At 35.4% G+C, this 16566-nt stretch carries 21 protein-coding genes; 9 read left to right on the top strand and 12 right to left on the bottom strand.

The window, feature by feature from the left end; all coding sequences use genetic code 11:
- A partial coding sequence (locus V7183_RS04995; protein ID WP_335358888.1) for an Lrp/AsnC family transcriptional regulator occupies positions 1-193 on the bottom strand: 193 nt, incomplete at its 3' end.
- Positions 194-256: 63 nt separating this feature from the next.
- Between V7183_RS04995 and V7183_RS04990 the strand changes: the two genes are divergently transcribed.
- The 3 genes from V7183_RS04990 to V7183_RS04980 all read left to right on the top strand — a co-directional run bounded on the left by V7183_RS04990 (position 257) and on the right by V7183_RS04980 (position 1832).
- On the top strand, positions 257-730 hold the full coding sequence (locus V7183_RS04990) for a carboxymuconolactone decarboxylase family protein (RefSeq protein WP_097895392.1): 474 nt from the start codon (positions 257-259) through the stop codon (positions 728-730).
- 13 nt (positions 731-743) lie between these two features.
- Positions 744-1313 carry a cysteine hydrolase family protein gene (locus V7183_RS04985; RefSeq protein WP_097895394.1) on the top strand — a complete coding sequence of 190 codons (570 nt, stop codon included), beginning with the start codon at positions 744-746 and terminating at the stop codon, positions 1311-1313.
- Between the two features lie 120 nt (positions 1314-1433).
- The gene (locus V7183_RS04980; RefSeq protein WP_097895396.1) at positions 1434-1832 is read left to right on the top strand and encodes an SseB family protein; all 399 of its coding nucleotides are present in this window, start codon (positions 1434-1436) and stop codon (positions 1830-1832) included.
- Between the two features lie 70 nt (positions 1833-1902).
- Here the strand turns inward: V7183_RS04980 and V7183_RS04975 are convergent, their stop codons facing one another.
- Positions 1903-2820, bottom strand: a complete 918-nt coding sequence (locus V7183_RS04975; protein WP_335358887.1) for a S66 peptidase family protein — start codon at positions 2818-2820, stop codon at positions 1903-1905.
- Positions 2821-2937: 117 nt separating this feature from the next.
- Between V7183_RS04975 and V7183_RS04970 the strand changes: the two genes are divergently transcribed.
- The gene (locus V7183_RS04970; protein WP_335358886.1) at positions 2938-4035 is read left to right on the top strand and encodes an NAD(P)H-dependent flavin oxidoreductase; all 1098 of its coding nucleotides are present in this window, start codon (positions 2938-2940) and stop codon (positions 4033-4035) included.
- Positions 4036-4052: 17 nt separating this feature from the next.
- On the opposite strand, the gene dltD is transcribed toward V7183_RS04970, so the two are convergent.
- The 5 genes from dltD to V7183_RS04945 form a co-directional block, all read right to left on the bottom strand.
- On the bottom strand, positions 4053-5228 hold the full coding sequence (gene dltD / locus V7183_RS04965; RefSeq protein WP_335358885.1) for a D-alanyl-lipoteichoic acid biosynthesis protein DltD: 1176 nt from the start codon (positions 5226-5228) through the stop codon (positions 4053-4055).
- Complete coding sequence (dltC, locus tag V7183_RS04960) at positions 5225-5464, bottom strand: D-alanine--poly(phosphoribitol) ligase subunit DltC (protein WP_016113973.1); 240 nt, start codon at positions 5462-5464, stop codon at positions 5225-5227. Before dltC ends, dltD begins: the two co-directional genes overlap by 4 nt.
- Positions 5465-5530: 66 nt before the next feature.
- Entirely contained in the window at positions 5531-6697 is a 1167-nt protein-coding gene (gene dltB, locus V7183_RS04955; RefSeq protein ID WP_335358884.1) for a D-alanyl-lipoteichoic acid biosynthesis protein DltB, read from the bottom strand.
- A complete protein-coding gene (gene dltA, locus V7183_RS04950; protein ID WP_335358883.1) occupies positions 6694-8208 on the bottom strand; it encodes a D-alanine--poly(phosphoribitol) ligase subunit DltA in 1515 nt (504 codons plus the stop codon). The genes dltB and dltA overlap by 4 nt, the downstream gene beginning before the upstream one ends.
- Positions 8209-8220: 12 nt before the next feature.
- Positions 8221-8367, bottom strand: coding sequence for a teichoic acid D-Ala incorporation-associated protein DltX (locus V7183_RS04945; RefSeq protein ID WP_097895407.1), 147 nt, complete (start codon positions 8365-8367; stop codon positions 8221-8223).
- Between the two features lie 273 nt (positions 8368-8640).
- On the opposite strand from V7183_RS04945, the gene V7183_RS04940 reads away from it, so the two are divergent.
- Positions 8641-9819: a M20 metallopeptidase family protein gene (locus V7183_RS04940; protein WP_335358882.1), complete on the top strand. Its 1179-nt coding sequence runs from the start codon at positions 8641-8643 to the stop codon at positions 9817-9819.
- A 457-nt stretch (positions 9820-10276) separates the two neighbouring features.
- Complete coding sequence (locus V7183_RS04935; protein ID WP_335358881.1) at positions 10277-10723, top strand: flavodoxin; 447 nt, start codon at positions 10277-10279, stop codon at positions 10721-10723.
- Between the two features lie 75 nt (positions 10724-10798).
- Here the strand turns inward: V7183_RS04935 and V7183_RS04930 are convergent, their stop codons facing one another.
- From V7183_RS04930 to V7183_RS04915, 4 genes are all read right to left on the bottom strand, one after another.
- Positions 10799-11707: an aminoglycoside phosphotransferase family protein gene (locus tag V7183_RS04930; RefSeq protein WP_335358880.1), complete on the bottom strand. Its 909-nt coding sequence runs from the start codon at positions 11705-11707 to the stop codon at positions 10799-10801.
- A gap of 201 nt (positions 11708-11908) precedes the next feature.
- Positions 11909-12058, bottom strand: coding sequence for a hypothetical protein (locus V7183_RS04925; protein WP_335358879.1), 150 nt, complete (start codon positions 12056-12058; stop codon positions 11909-11911).
- Positions 12059-12075: 17 nt separating this feature from the next.
- Positions 12076-12249 (bottom strand): 2-isopropylmalate synthase, encoded by a 174-nt coding sequence (locus tag V7183_RS04920; protein ID WP_335358878.1) that lies wholly within the window; start codon positions 12247-12249, stop codon positions 12076-12078.
- Between the two features lie 75 nt (positions 12250-12324).
- On the bottom strand, positions 12325-13683 hold the full coding sequence (locus tag V7183_RS04915; protein ID WP_335358877.1) for an MATE family efflux transporter: 1359 nt from the start codon (positions 13681-13683) through the stop codon (positions 12325-12327).
- A gap of 182 nt (positions 13684-13865) precedes the next feature.
- Here V7183_RS04915 and bacA point away from each other — a divergent pair, with 182 nt between their 5' ends.
- Positions 13866-14657, top strand: coding sequence for an undecaprenyl-diphosphate phosphatase (bacA, locus tag V7183_RS04910; RefSeq protein WP_097895418.1), 792 nt, complete (start codon positions 13866-13868; stop codon positions 14655-14657).
- A 27-nt stretch (positions 14658-14684) separates the two neighbouring features.
- On the opposite strand, the gene V7183_RS04905 is transcribed toward bacA, so the two are convergent.
- Positions 14685-15239: a thioredoxin family protein gene (locus V7183_RS04905; RefSeq protein WP_097895420.1), complete on the bottom strand. Its 555-nt coding sequence runs from the start codon at positions 15237-15239 to the stop codon at positions 14685-14687.
- Between the two features lie 254 nt (positions 15240-15493).
- On the opposite strand from V7183_RS04905, the gene V7183_RS04900 reads away from it, so the two are divergent.
- Both V7183_RS04900 and V7183_RS04895 read left to right on the top strand, forming a co-directional pair.
- On the top strand, positions 15494-15913 hold the full coding sequence (locus tag V7183_RS04900; RefSeq protein ID WP_141523202.1) for a MarR family winged helix-turn-helix transcriptional regulator: 420 nt from the start codon (positions 15494-15496) through the stop codon (positions 15911-15913).
- A gap of 341 nt (positions 15914-16254) precedes the next feature.
- A complete protein-coding gene (locus V7183_RS04895; RefSeq protein WP_097895422.1) occupies positions 16255-16410 on the top strand; it encodes an imidazoleglycerol-phosphate dehydratase in 156 nt (51 codons plus the stop codon).
- Positions 16411-16566: the final 156 nt, after the last annotated feature.

The following is a 16566-nucleotide window of genomic DNA, read 5'->3' as shown; positions in this document are numbered from 1 at the left end:
AAACAAGACCTGCCTTTTTATAATCAATATCAATTGTATACTTCTGAATAACACCTTCACTTTCTAATTTACGAACGCGCTCTGCAGTAGAAGGCGCAGACAAATTTACTCGTTTTGATAACTCGCGCATAGAAAGGCGACTGTCATTATATAATTCATTTAAAATTTTACGATCTACACGATCTAATTGCATTTGTAAATATACCTCCAGGAAACTGATATTTTTTGAAAAGAAAACATATAAATTAAGATTCATATGAAATGTAAAGAGTACTTTATTTATTTTACAATAAATGAGAAAGGAATAGGAGGAGAAATAATGGAGAGAATTTTATTATCAAATATCGGGGAAACAAAGTTTCAAAAATTACTAGGGCATTGTCCCAATATACTACAATCATGGAATTCGTTAGAAAATACATTGTATGAAACGGGAACTCTTTCTGAAGAGTTAAAGGAACAAGTACGAAGAACACTTGCATTTGGAAATGAATGTCCGTATTGTATGGCAAAGGGAAAACCAGATGATGTGCAGAAGGCAGAAGAAATTAGTACTGCTGTAACATTTGCACACTTATTTGTACATAACCGATCTGCAATAGATAATCGGATGTTTGATGTATTAAAAGGGTATTGGAGTGAGGCGGAGATTGTGGAACTCTGTGCATATATTTGTTTTATTACTGCCTCACAACAACTTGGATTTTTATTTCAATTACAGCCAGAATAGTAGGAGGTACATGATGTTGAATCAAACAGCACTTATCATTATTGATGTACAAAAAGCATTTGATCTACCGTATTGGGGAGTGCGAAATAATCCTTTTGCGGAAGAAAATATGAAGAGTTTATTAGAAGAGTGGAGGGGAAGAGGGCTACCAATTTTTCATATACAGCATGTGAACAAAGATAATATTGAATCAGTGTTTCATCCGAATGCAGAAACAGTACATTTCAAAGAAGAAGTACAGCCATTACAAGATGAGATAATTATTCAAAAAAGTGTTAACAGCGCATTCATTGGAACAGATTTAGAACAGCAGTTGAAAGAGAAGAGCTGCAGTGCTGTTATTATTGTGGGATTAACGACGAATCATTGTGTGGAGACAACAACTCGAATGGCTGGAAATTTAGGCTTTTTAACGTATTTAGTGAGCGATGCCACAGCGACATTTAATCGAAAAGGACCGGACGGTGTACAACATTGTGCAGAAGAAATTCATAAGATGACGCTAGTGAATTTACATGAAGAGTTTGCTACTATTGTTACAACACCTGAAATATTAGAGAAGGTAAAGCTGAGTCAGCTATAATTTGGAATGATTGATATTAATTTGCTATTTCAATAAAATAAATGAATAATTATGTAGAAAAGAATAAGAATATTTTGTATAATCTAAGTATAATTATTTTGAAAATAGGGGTGGCAGCATATGGAACAAATTCCAGTAAAGAAAATAGAAAAAGTACTTGTTTTAGCAGAGGATGACAAACAAAAACAAAAGGAATTTTATGAATTGTTGCTAACAACTCAGTTTTATGTTGCTGGATCTGTAGAGGCTGATGATTCTGCAGCAGAAGGAACTCTTCGTTTGCGTTATTTCCAAGGAGAAGGTAGATGGATTGTTCCGTTCTTTACACAATTGGAATTTGTAAAAGAAGTGTTGCCAGAAGGAACACCCCTTATTACGATACGTGGAAAAGAATTGTTTGAAAGCCTTGACCAAGAGGCAACGGCTGTGTTGAATGTTGGTACGGAACTTAGTAAAACATTTATTCCGGAAGAAATTGCTGATATCGCATCTGGACAAATCTTTAATTATTATCAATAAAAATGGTTGTATGTATGGCTATCTAAAAGTAGTAAAAAGGAAAAGCGATTTATGCTTTTCCTTTTTGTATTTATCTTGCTATGCACCTTACACCAGAAGGAATAGAAACAGTATTTCTGTTTGTATTCATTATGACAGTGACTCCAAATGGGATTCCGATATTGGGCTGTATATGTCCAATGGGAAGACCAAATAATACCGGAATGTTGTATGGGGTGAGATAGTCATATAATATGTCTTGTAATGATAGGGATGGTTTTGTAGCAGTGCAGTTATGACAGCTTGTGAAAATAACGCCTGTGCATGCATTAAATTTTCCGGATAAACGTAATTGATTGAACATACGATCAATGCGGTACGGTTCTTCTCCAATATCCTCAAGCAATAAAATTTTATTTGCTGTATCTATTTCATATGGCGATCCAAGTGTACTTGTCAAAACAGTTAAATTTCCGCCAATTAATGGCCCGGAAACGATGCAGTTAGTTGAAGATGTAATACATTCTGCCCCTGATAAAATAGTTGAATAAGGATGAAATAGTTGATTGAAGGAAGATAAAGAAAGAGAGGGAATGCCTTTTCCTATTTCTTCAATCATCGGTCCATGAAAAGTAATAAGTCCCGCACACTGTGTAAATGCGATATGTAAAGCTGTAATGTCACTATATCCCCAAAAAATTTTTGGATTGGCTTGAATAAGCTCATACTGAATATGCGGAAGAAGACGACCACTGCCATATCCACCTCGTGCACAAAAAACAGCTTTTACTTCAGGGCTTGCAAATGATTCATGTATATCATGAAGGCGAATGGCATCAGTACCAGCTAAATATCCACATGTTTCATAAACACTTCTTCCGATGATTACTGATAGTCCCATCTCTTCTAATATTTTTGCTCCTGTAAGAATGTGTTCAATGATTGGTGGACCTGCTGGAGCGATAATCATCACAGTATCTCCTTCTTTTAGAGCATTGGGCTGAATCATAGAATCTCCTCCTTCTCTTCCAATATATTCGTTTCATAAGAAGTTCAATCCTTTTGTAAAAGAAGGGAAAAGCTTGTAGAAAAAAGAAGATATTTAAGGAGACTAGGAGGGAAAAGGATGTTTACAAGCCGAGTAACTGATGCACTACAAATAAAATATCCAATTATTCAAGCTGGCATGGCAGGTGCGATTACAACGCCAGAACTTGTTGCCGCTGTAAGTAATAGCGGGGGATTAGGAACACTTGGGGCTGGCTATATGAGTCCTGAACAAATTCGTCAATCTATTTATGAGATAAGGGAGTTAACAGATAAGCCGTTTGCAGTCAATCTGTTACTCACGAAGGAAATACAAATTGAGGAAGAAAAAGTACAAGTCGCAAGAAATTTATTAGAGCCGATACGAAAAGAATTAGGTATAGATGAGTATAATCAATCGCTGCAACTTCCGAAAAGTTATAAAGAGCAACTGCAAGTGCTACAGGAAGAAAAAGTACCAGTTGTCAGCTTTGCGTTTCATACGTTAGAGCAAGAAGAAATTGCATCTTTAAAGAGAGAGAGGATAAAGGTTATTGGAACAGCTACTAATGTAGCAGAAGCAAAGGTGCTTGCTGAATTAAAGGTAGATGTAATTGTTGGACAAGGTAGTGAAGCTGGAGGACACCGTGGGACATTTATTGGTAAAGAACAAGATTCTATGATTGGTACGTTTGCTTTAATTCCTCAATTAGTGGCAGCAGTTCCGCAAGTTCCTATTGTAGCAGCGGGCGGGCTTATGAACGGTCAAGGAGTTGTTGCTGCGTTTGCATTAGGCGGGGAAGGCGTGCAAATGGGATCAGCTTTTTTAACAAGCGAAGAGAGTATGACACACGATGTACATAAAGAGGCAATCTTACAAAGTACAGATACAAGTACAACTGTAACGAGAGCATTTTCTGGAAAATACGCACGAGGTATTCGGAATGTATTTATAGAGCAGCACGAGGGGAAAGAAGACGGCTTACCTATGTATCCCGTTCAAAATGTATTAACCTCGAAAATACGTCAAGAAGCAGCAAGACAAAACAAAGGGAAGTATATGTCACTTTGGGCTGGACAAGCTTCTTCATTAGCAAAAAAAGAATCAGCTCAGCAAATTATTGAACATGTGATGGCAGAAGTAAAGGTAACGATAGAACAGTTACAAGATGCATACAAAAAAAGACCACTTGAATAATTCAAGCGGTCTTTTTGTTAGTTTGCTTTATAAAACTGTTGGATGGCCTCGTCGATATAAACCCAGCCTTTCCAACCTAAGTGCATATGATCTTTTAAGAAGTATTTATCATATTCATGATTTGAGAAGTCAGCAATTGGATAGCCAGCTTGCTGAATTTGCTCATGAACTTTCTTATAGTATAATTCGCGTCGTTCTTTTGGGAATCCTGCGTAATCATACCATGGACCTTTTACAGGAACAGAAATGAAGAGTGGTTTGGCACCAGATTGTTTTAATAAATTAATTACAATTTGTAAATCTTCATATTCTGGAGATTGATCATAAGCATCATTTTTTAAGTAACCTTCACGTTGCTTCAATTTCTTTTTAATTTTGCTATTGAAGTAATCATCCTCGATACCATATTGATTTGACCCTGACTCTGATTCACCAATTTGATCAGCGTGTTTACGTGCTTCTTCCCAGTCCATTTGTTTCAATGATGGATCAAGTGTTTCTTTATGCGGTTTAATATCAAACATTATTGTAAATAAATCTTTACGATCTAAAATATTACGATAAAGATAAGCGAAAGGTTTTGCAGCCATTGCTTTTACTTTATGCTTTGTATCATCATAAACGATACCTTCTAAAGATATTTTTAATAATGTTTCTTTTTTTACAATCTCAAAGTTCAATAAACGCTCTGCAATTTGCTTTTTCATTTTAGGTTTTAGATCATTATTGAAAATGAAATGATAGCCTTGTTGTTTAGAAAAGTTAGGTGCAAAATGCGTTTCATCAATTCCTTGTGGTACAAACCATTGTGGTGAAAGAACAAAGACTATTTTTTTATCTTTTAATTGATCCATTGTGGATGCAAAGTTCAAGACGTGAACAAGATCTTGTGTTCCACCACGACCAAGAAGAAATGGTGTAAACCCTTCAGGTTTTACCTTAAAGTAATTGGATGGATGAAAAGCATCCATTCTTGCAAATTCCGATGAACCATACATCGGAAGGTATTTCGGGTCTTCTAACATTTTTTGCTGTAAAATCATACTTTGAATTTTTTCTTCTTTTAGAGAAGTTGCAGCTTGTTCTACTTTCTTATCACTTACAAGTGGAAGTAGGAAGCGTGTTGGTATAAGTAAGAATACAGCAAAAAGGGCCAATGCTAAGAGCATCGGACCAAAAGTTGCTTTTTTCATCGGATATCTTCCAACTTCTTAATAATCATATTTGGTGTTGCCCACTCATCGCGGTCAAAATCAGAAATAGATACTTCGATGTCTAAACGTTCTTGGAATTCTACTAATAAAGATACTGTACCGAAAGAATCAAGGATACCTTCTTCAAATAATTGTACATCTGGATTTTCTTTTACAATATCGTTTTCACATACTTCTTCTAAAATATCTAATACTTGATCTTTGAATTCTGCCATTTTTAAAATCTCCTTTATATCCGAAATGTATTATGTGTAACTTCTTAAGTTATAAGAAGTTATTCATTAAAAATATCTGTTTAGGTGACCAGAGAAAATTAGGAAACCGAAACATACGAAATGGAACGTAATTACAATTGCAAGGACATGCATGAATTTATTATTTGGCCAAAACTTATGCTTTTTGTTTTTTCGCTCGAAAATATCAAACAAAATAAACAGGGCAGCATGATATAGACCATAAATAATATACTGATAAATATGATTACCTGCAATGTGCCAAATTCCCATAATGAAAAAGTTTAAAAAGGCGCCGATATAGGAAATCGTATAGCGATTTTTAAGTAACTTTTTCTTTGTTGCGAAAAAGACAAAGCGCATGTAAATAAAGTCACGGAACCAAAATGATAAGCTCATGTGCCAGCGGTTCCAGAAATCTTTAATGTTACGACTGATGAACGGTTTATTAAAGTTTTCTGGCGTTTTAATGCCCATCATATAACTTACACCGATTACGAATGAGCTATAACCTGCAAAGTCAAAGAATAGATATAGACTATAGCCGTACATGTAAATAATGTTAGATGTAATGGTATCTGCATTTGCAAAAGCAGCATCCGTAACGTGTTGCTGAAGTAAATAAGCAATAATAAATTTGTATAGAAAACCTTGGAAAATACGGTTCATACCTGTATATAGTAGGTTTTGATATTCTTCAGCACTCGGTGGCTTTTGAATATCTTTTTGGAATCTACGGTAACGATCGATAGGTCCAGTTGAGATAGCAGGGAAGAACAGAACGAACTCCCAGAAATTAAAGAATGAGAGTTCTTTAATTAAGCCATCACGAACTTCAAATACCATTTGTACTGCTCTAAATGTTACGTAAGAGATACCGGCAAAAACAATAAATCTCAAATCATGTACAAATGGTGCGATTTTTGCCAAAATAAGCGGTAAAATCGACAAGATAACAGCCATGTAAAACATAACCGTATTATTATTTTGTTTTCGTAATAATAAATAGCCTTTAATAAGGACATATTGCCAAATGATAAATGCTGCTAGCATCATTGCTTGCTTTGGTTTATCAGAGAAGATAAGTGCAAGCATGATTAGTGTTAGGACAGCATTATATTTACGCAACATTTTACCTTTTAATCCAGCTATGATAGTAGGTATTAATAAAATGCCCACTATGGCGAAAAAATAAAATGATCCATATGCGGTCATGCTGTAACCTCACTCAATAATTTTTTGCGATCTACCTTTCCATTTGGTGTCATTGGAATAGAAGATTGATACATGAATTTTCTTGGAATCATGTAATTTGGTAATCGCTCATTGAGTTCTTTTTTGATTGCAGATGTTAATTTGAATTCTTTTTCAAACGAATGCTCTCCTGGAACAATAACCGCTAATAAGTAATCGTATTTCTCACCTTTTTTAATTGGAATTACGACAGCTCCTTCTACATAAGAGCAACCGCGAAGGTGATGTTCGATTTCTTCCAATTCCATTCGATAACCATGTAATTTAATTTGGAAATCAAGACGACCATTATAGAAAAGAAGACCATTTTCTACATATCCAGCATCACCTGTTTTATAGGCACGTTCGCCATCAATAACTGTGAATGCTTTTTCTGTTAATTCAGGACTTCCTAAATATCCAACACTTACGCTTGGACCAACAATTACAATCTCACCTTTTTCACCATCTGGTGCGATTGTACCATCTTCTTTCATAATAAGAAGGCGGCAATCAGATTTACAGTAACCAACCGGAAGTGATTGATATGTCTCAACGACTTCTTGTGTAACATGAATGCCTGTTACAGCTACAGTTGCTTCTGTTGGACCGTACGTATTCATAATTGTTGCGTTCGGGAAGCGTTCCATTAATTTTCTTGCTACGTCATTTGATAATACTTCGCCGCAGAATAAGAATGTTTTCATATTTGGTAGCATACTTTCAGAGAAAGATGGCTCCATTAAACACATTTCTGCAAATGATGGTGTGGATGTCCATACTTGTATGTCTGATTGTTCTAAAGAAGCAAACAAGTCTTTTGGACGCGCAATCATATCTTTATCAATTGCCCAAAGTGTACCACCTGTTACTAACGATGGGTAAACATCCATCACAGATAAATCGAATGAGAAAGGTGCTTGGTTTAAGAACACTTGTCCAGTTTGTAAGTTGAAGTCTTCAACCGCCCATTTTGTAAAGCTGACAAGACAATTGTACGTAATTTGTACACCTTTCGGATTCCCTGTGCTCCCTGATGTGTAAATAATGTAGAAGTTCTCATCATCTTTTACTGCATGCTCAGGGTTTGGAGTTTTCCCTTTATGAGTCAAGAGAATATCTTGTAAGTTGTTTTCAGATACGATGCGAACAGGTAAATCAGCTACTTTCACTTCTGTTGGTGATAAAAGTAGTTTCGCACCGGAACTTTCAGCAATACGTAGTACACGATCAGCTGGAATAGATAAATCTACTGGAATGTAAGCATGTCCAGCTTTGACACACCCTAAAAAGCTAATGATCATCTCTGGCTGCATATGGCCATAAACCATAATTGGTGAGCGATCATCTGCATACTCAGAAGAAATCCAATGAGCTAATGCATCAGAGTCTTCTTTTAATTGTCTGTACGTAATTTTCGCATCTCGCCAAACGAAAGCGGTTTGATCAGGCGTTTCAGCCGCCCACTTTTCGATTTGTTCTAATAACTTCATAACGTTCCCACCCTAAAATTCATTGTAAATAAATGTACTTGTGTTTGTATCATGGAATCCATACAACCAAAGTAATGCAAATAAAATTGCAAGGTAATAAAAAGTTTTTGCAAACCATTGTATGAGTGGTCGAGACCATATCTCTTTTAATCTTTCCATGTCTTTTCCTCTCTTATGAAATAATAACTATATGTAGGTATCATGTCCTACATCATTGTGAAAAAAACAAAATTCCACATTTTAGGTAAAATTAAGACAAAAAGGCTCTTTTTTGATAGTAGCACTAAATACTAAAAAAGAAAATCCCTAACTTAGTAATTATATTACATTCCGCATGAAATTGTTATTGATTTGTCATGTCAAAAGATAAAAGGACAATCATTTCATGAAGCTGAAGTAAGAATATAAATACGAAAAAGGAGGTTGTTAGGAATGGAACATGCGAAAAAGAAATGGAGGAAGCTTGTGTCAGAGGAAAAGATTATAGAGTGGCGACGGCATTTCCATAAATCTCCTGAATTATCATTCCATGAAGAACAAACTTCACAATTTATATATGACACATTGTGTTCATTTTCCACTTTTGAGGTAACAAGACCAACGAAGTATAGTGTGATGGCAAAGAAAAAAGGGAAGAAAATAGGAAGAATAGTCGCGATTCGCGCGGACATGGATGCTCTTCCGATTCAGGAAGAGACGTTAAAGCTTTATACATCAGCTACTCCAGGTGTGATGCATGCATGCGGGCATGATGCACATACCGCTATTTTATTAGGAACAGCGGAAGCAATAGCGAAAATGAATGAGGAGTGGGAAGGAGAAATTCGTCTTTTCTTTCAACATGCAGAAGAAGTCTATCCTGGCGGCGGTCAGGAAATGGTGCGAGCTGGTGTAATGGATGGCGTAGATTACATTATCGGCTTACATGTGATGTCTGGGTTAGAGAGTGGCAAGATTGGGATTGTATACGGACCTATGATGGCAGCACCTGATGTATTTACAATTGAAGTCAAAGGAAGAGGAGGGCATGCTGCTAGACCAGAAGAAACAATTGATCCAATAGCAATTGGCACGCAAATTGTTACCAACTTACAACATATTGTATCAAGAAATACAGGTGCCTTTATGCAAAGGGTTGTCTCAGTTACACAATTCCATGGGGGAACAGCGGATAATATTATTCCTAATACAGCTTCTTTAATGGGAACAGTTCGTTCCTTTGATCAAAAACTAAGAAAAGAAGCGGAAGAAAAGATTGAACAAATTGTTAAAGGGATTACAGAAGCACACGGTGCAACATATGAATATACATATCGCTATGGATATGATCCTGTCATTAATGATGCATTTATTACAAGAGCAGTCGAGGAAAGTGCAGTAGAGCTTTTTGGAAAAGAAAAAATTGTCCAGCTCGCTCCTTCTATGGGAGGAGAAGATTTCTCTGCATACTTGAGAAAAGCTCCAGGCTGCTTCTTTAAATTAGGAACTGGGAATGAAAAAATGGAGACCTGCTATCCACATCATCATCCGAAATTTGATGTAGATGAATCGGCGCTGGTTTATGGAGCTGAGTTATTTTTACAGGTGACAATGAAATTGTTAGAAACTTAAAAAAATCAATGTGAACAAAGAGGTTAAGTGAGAGCAAACGGTTCATAAAATCTTAGCTGCTAAGAGGAAGATTAAAAGTTTCCCTCAGTATATAAAAAAGGCAACTGCGACAACGCAGTTGCTTCTATTTCTTTCCGCTAGAGAGGGCTGAGAAAGAACTATGCTCATTTATAGTATATGAATCGTCAACGGACAAGCTTGTATCTTTTCATTATTTTTTTAAAAAAATAATTGACTTTGATAATCGTTTTCAATTAATCTGATTGTATAGTTGTGGTTGATAATAATTATCAATTGAAAGAATGGATGAGGAAAGCATTTCGCCTTGGACAAAGGGAATTTAAAAATAAAGATAAACATATAGAATGGCAACGAAATGTAATTCGTGCGGAATATGTAGACGAGAAGAAAATAAAGAAAATAGAAAAAGTAATACATAATCAAAGGAGAGATTCAATTGAGTAAGTTTGTAATGATTTTTGCAAGTATGAGTGGAAATACAGAAGAAATGGCTGATTATATTGCTGGAGCAATTCGTGAGACAGGAAATGAGATTGAAGTAATTGATATTATGACTGCACCAGAAGCTTCTATATTAGAGGAATATGACGCTATTATTTTAGGAGCTTATACTTGGGGAGATGGTGAGCTTCCAGATGATTTCTTAGATTTTTATGATGAAATGGAAGAGATTCATTTAGCAGGTAAAAAAGCGGCAGTGTTTGGCTCTTGTGATTCTGCTTATCCGAAATACGGCGCAGCTGTTGACATTTTAACCGAAAAGTTACAAGAGCGTGGTGCAGAGGTTGTACTAGAAGGGCTAAAAGTAGAATTAACGCCAGAGGATGAAGATGTAGAAAAATGTCTTCAATTTGGAGCTGAATTTGTAAAACATCTTTCGTAATGGTGAGAGGGAGATGAAGATGTTGCAATAGGTATGAATGATTTATTATGAGGAAAAAGAATATAGGGAAAGAATTTAATTCAATCCCTTTAATATTGTGTGCACGCTTTCCAAATTCTTGTTTATTTCTAGTTTATTATTTGTTTCAAAGCTGTAAATAAGGTTATGAAATAACGGGCTGTACTGATAAAAAGAAGTGATACGCTGAGTGAATGATGAATCATGATGAGGGGTAAGAGCGCAATATTGTTTATAAATAGCTCCGGTAAATTCGTTACCAAAATCGTGATATAAACCAGCAAAATCAAAGGCAGGATCTCCAATTTGAGTATCACCAAAATCAATAATTCCTGAAACTTTTTTGTTTTTCCCATTGAATAAAATATGATGATGTGTAAAATCAGCATGAATCATTGTATTTTGAAAATTAGGTTCATGTATGTATTCAAAAAAGTTCTCAAATAAACAATCAAAGGATTTTCTTTCTATTGATGTAAATGTATGAGAAAGGTAATCATGTAATTTCGCTTGAATTTGTCGCCAGTATGTGAGATGTCTCTCTACATGAAATCCCCATTCTGCAGCACGTTCTATTGGGATGGTATGTAAAGAAGAGAGAAAGGTAGCGAGCTGTGTAGCAATGATTTCTCGTTCTTTTACAGTTAATCCTGCGAGTGTTTGGGCTGTCAATGGTTCCCCATGAATGAGTGCATAATAGCTACCAAATGGAATGGAATCCGCTTCATTTTTATATAAAACATGGTACTTTGGAACTTCTATTCCTTGTAAAGAATGAGAAAGTATTTCGCATACTTTTTTTTCTCGCGGGATTCTCCTTGCATACTGGGATTTACGTGGAAAACGAAAGAGCCATTCATTATTTACAATCACGGCTATATTATCCCAGCCATTATCATTTTGCTTATAAGAGCATATAGTGGTATTTGGCATTGTTTGTTGTACATATTGCCTGTAATGTTGCATATGATTTCCTCATTTCTCTCCTTGATAAAATAGTTTGTTTAACTTTATAATATCAGAATTTTCTTGTTTTGTGCTTCGGCTTATGTTTTGGGTATTGAAGATGGGTAAGAGAAATGAGGATTGTAAAAGAAAATAATACGTCTAAGATTGCAGAGCAGCGGCAACGTGTAGAATGGAAATGTCCCCAGAAGGCAGGGACATTTAAAGGTTTTCGTTTTGTTGCCCAATTTCTTTTTTTGCAATTTCTAAATTCCCTTGTTCGATTTGTTTAAGCGTGTTTACAGAATCGCCAGCATAGCCCTTTTGCGTTTTTACAGGTCTTTTCGAAACGGTTGAAGATTGCTTTATCATATGTAACACTCCTTTCATTAAAAATAGACGAAAATGATGAGTACAAGTAATATTGCTCCGAAAATACCAATCCCAACTAAAAAGGAAGTGTTTTTATATTGAGGTGGTTGATGAATATCTTGTCGATATCCAGGTGAGATTTCAGGAGCAAATTCTTCATCGAAGGACTGCTGTTTTTTCTTTTCATCCATAGGTTTTCACCTTTCTTTTTCATTATGTTACACGTTCTGGAGAGGAACTATACATAATGAAAAAGGCCGCTACAATTAGCGGCTTTTTTGCAATGCATATTTACGTTGTACTTGAAAGAGACGGATCAGCAAAAAGCTAGCACCAAATGCGAGACCTAAAATAAGGCCAATCCAATACCCTTTTGCAGCCCAAGAAGTATAAGTTGCTAATATGTAACCAAGTGGCAAACCAATCACCCAATAGGCAATAAGTGTCATGATTAAAGCAACATTTACATCTTTATAACCACGGAGTGCTCCTTGAACTGGTGTAGCAATTGCATCGGAAATTTGAAACAAAATAGCAAATATGAGAAACTCTTTTGCTAAATCATGAACCGTAGCATCTGTTGTATAAATAGATGCAATTTGATCACCAAAGAAATAGAGTAGGACTGAATAGAATAGAGCGAAAGTAAGGGCTAAACCGATACCAATAAATCCATATTGTTTTGCATTTTCATATCGATTTGCACCAACTTCAAATCCAACTGCGATTGTCAGAGTCATTGCTAAACTTAATGGTGTCATATATAAGAGTGATGCAAAGTTCATGGCAGCTTGATGTGCTGCAATTGTTGTTGTACTAAAATTACTCATCATAAGTGTAACAGCAGCGAAAATGCTCGTTTCAAAAAAGATAGCAAATCCAATCGGAACACCAAGTTTTAAAAGTTCTTTCCAGCGTGAAATGGAAATGCGATATAACTGCTTGAAGATACCAAAAGATGCAAACGGCTCTTTCGTACAGATAATAATAATAGTAATGATTAAAATGCACCAGTACGTTGCTGTGGAAGCAATTGCGGCACCCACGCCTCCTAGTTGTGGAAAACCAAAATGACCAAAAATAAATACATAATTTAAAATCACATTAATTGGTAAGGAGAGTAAAGTAATAATCATCGTTGTCCGCGTCTTTCCTAGAGCGTCAATAAATCCACGTAACACAGTATAGACAAATAAAGGGATAATACCAATTGCAATAATGCTTAAAAATTGAGCGGCAATGCGCTCTACTGATTCTTCTAAATGCATGCCCTTTAAAATTGGTGAAACGGCAAAGTAGCCGATGAGAATAACAAGGAAACTAACACCAATCGCTAAATATACGGCTTGTATTACAACATGGGGAACGGCTGCTTTTTGTTTTGAGCCAACCAGATGAGCGATAATGGGAGTAGTAGCCATTAAAATTCCTGTTAGTCCAGTACTAATAGGGATCCATATGCTAGTACCAATGGCAACTCCCGCTAAATCAGTAGCACTTGCATGTCCTGACATTGTAGTATCAAAAAAGCTCATTGCAAATAAAGATAGTTGTGTTACAAAAATTGGAAAGAACAGCAATGTAAATTGTTTCATTTTTTGTGAGAGTGAGTTGGTTTCTTTCATAAAAGCTCCTTTCCGTGTAAGAACAAACTTCTACTATCATACAATTTCATCAATGAATAGAAAAGAAATATGCGTATGTGTACATGAAATAGATGAAAAAAATAGATGCACTTTGAAAGGGGATAAGGTATTATGATAAGGTATGAAAAAAGTACATATAAGGTATTAAGGAGGCACGATCAGTGGCTGATTGGTTAATAGGATTAATCATGGGTGCTGTTGAAGGATTAACGGAGTTTTTACCAGTATCATCAACAGGACATATGATTTTAACAGGGCATTTAATTGGATTTGAGGATGATAGAGCGAAAGTATTCGAGGTTGTCATCCAATTAGGATCAATTTTAGCGGTCGTCGTTGTATTTTGGAAACGTTTATGGTCATTAGTTGGAATTGGAAAAGTAACGCAAGGGCCATCATTAAATTTATTACATATCATTATTGGTATGATTCCAGCAGGATTACTAGGTGTTTTATTTCATAGTAAAATTAAAGAAATTTTATTTGGACCAGGACCAGTTGTTATTAGTTTAGTTGCTGGTGGGATTTTAATGATTGTTGCTGAGAAATTTTCAAGACCAAGTACAGCAAAAACATTAGATGACATCACGTATAAACAAGCATTCACAATTGGAATGTTCCAATGTTTAGCATTGTGGCCAGGATTTTCACGTTCTGGATCTACAATAAGCGGTGGATTATTAGCTCGTGTATCTCATACAGCAGCAGCTGAATATACATTTATTTTAGCAGTACCGATGATGGTTGCTGCATCAGGTTTAGATTTAATTAAAAGCTGGCATTTACTAAGTGTGGCAGATTTACCGCTATTTGTAACGGGATTTGTGACAGCGTTTGTTGTAGCGATGCTTGCGATTGTTTCATTCTTAAAATTATTGGCTCGTGTAAAGTTAACACCATTTGCATACTATCGTTTTATTTTAGCAGCGGTGTTTTACTTCTTCCTTATGTAATAAAAAAACTGCCATTTGGCAGTTTTTTTATTTTACTATTTTTTCAATCATATTTTCCATCACATGTTCCCAAAGGGACGTGTCATCAGCTAATGTTGCACGGAAATTAGCGTACATTTCTTTTTGCTTTTCTTCAAATAGTGGATCCTCTTTTTCTGGTAATGTAGCCCGCATAGAAGTTACTAACTCCTGTACTTTTGGAGCGCGTGGTCCCCAAACTGCTTGCTCGTTTCCTTCTCTATCAATAAAAATAAAGATTGGAATGGCACGTGCTGTTCCGTTCGTTAAGTATTGATCCATTAATTCTAGATTTTCATCCCGGATCAGTAATCGCATATCAATATTAGCAACTTCACAAATTCGTTTCATTACGGGTACACATAGGAGGGCATCACCGCACCAATCAGCTGATAATACAATAACACGCCATCCATCATTTTGACGCTCTTCTAAAACGGGAAGTAACTCGTTTGGAATTAAAAAATTATTATAAATGTGTAAGAGTTCATATTGATTCACTTTCATTTCATTTACGTATGTATCAAAGGACATGCCTTTATCTGCCCATTGTTTTAATGTCATATGTAACACCTCTTTATTAATAGTTTGCTTTCATTGTATCAATTTTCATCAAGAAAAGCTTGTAATCTTACTCTTTCTTTTTGTTATTATTGGATATAATCCATCTAAAAGAAAAAAGGGGTAAACAGTATGTGGAAAGTGAGTTCATAGCACTTAGAGTGTATGGAAAAATAAGGTGACAAAAAGTAAGATATAAGGTAAAATAATTAATAAAGTTTTTATTTAAGTAAATGAAATAAAAGGAGATGTAAATGGTGTCTCATAATCGTGAACAATTAATGGAGGACCTGTCTACAAACGTCTTTGCTATGTTTCGCTCATTGCGTAATGATATTGGAAAAATCTTTGGCGGTTATATACCATGGAATGAGTTTCTTGTACTTCGAATATTAAATCGTAATAATAAAGAAATGGTTTCACGTGTAGCTAATGAATTACATGTATCCAATAGCCATATTACAGCTGTTACGGAAAAGTTAATTAATAAAGGATTTGTGACACGTACACGCTCTACATCTGATCGACGTGTTGTATATTTAGAAATTACGGAGCAAGGAAAAGAGTTAGTTACAAAAATGGAAACTGCGAAAAAACAGTATTTACAAGAAAGATTTTCGGCTCTATCTGAAGAAGATATGCACTTAATGATATCTATTTCGAAGAAACTTATATAAAAAAGAAGATACTGAAAGAGAATTACCGTTATTTGTTGTGATGTTACAGATGAGTATTTCCTGTAGATTCTATTTGTCCCTCTTAGAATCTTATGCACAGAAATGATGAAATAAATTACAGATACAAAAATCCTTCCCGAAATTGGGAAGGATTTTTGTATCTCGCTATTTACAGACAGTAATACTCTTACTTCACAATGCAGTGAAAAAGTTAGGTGGAAGAGAAACTATCTATAAAAGCTCAATTCAGTAAAGTGTCACGTTATTTTAAAAATGTGATGTGTATGATTAAAGCCGGAAAGACATACTATCAATAATGATCGATGAAAGGAGAGAGAAAAATGACAAATCGTAATGGGAGTCAAGGAAGTGGAAATCAAGGTTCACCGAAATCAGGACAATTCCAACAGGAATTTAGTTCAGAATTTGAAGCTGGTAATGATAATAAAGGAAAAGAATATCGTTCGAAAAAGGGAAGTAAATCAAAAAAGGAGTGAATATATTCACTCCTTTTTTATTAGCATTATATTTATGCGGGTCCCGTCTCTAATTTCGGTGAAGGCAAAGAAATGAGTTGGGAGATAATCTTGCTAAATTATATTTTAAAATAAGAAATAGACCATCTTGTCAGCATAAGATGGTCAGGGAAGGGG

Source organism: Bacillus sp. JJ1127 (genome assembly GCF_036965845.1).
Taxonomy (GTDB): Bacteria; Bacillota; Bacilli; order Bacillales; family Bacillaceae_G; genus Bacillus_A.
This window is presented reverse-complemented; position numbering and strand designations above follow the sequence as displayed.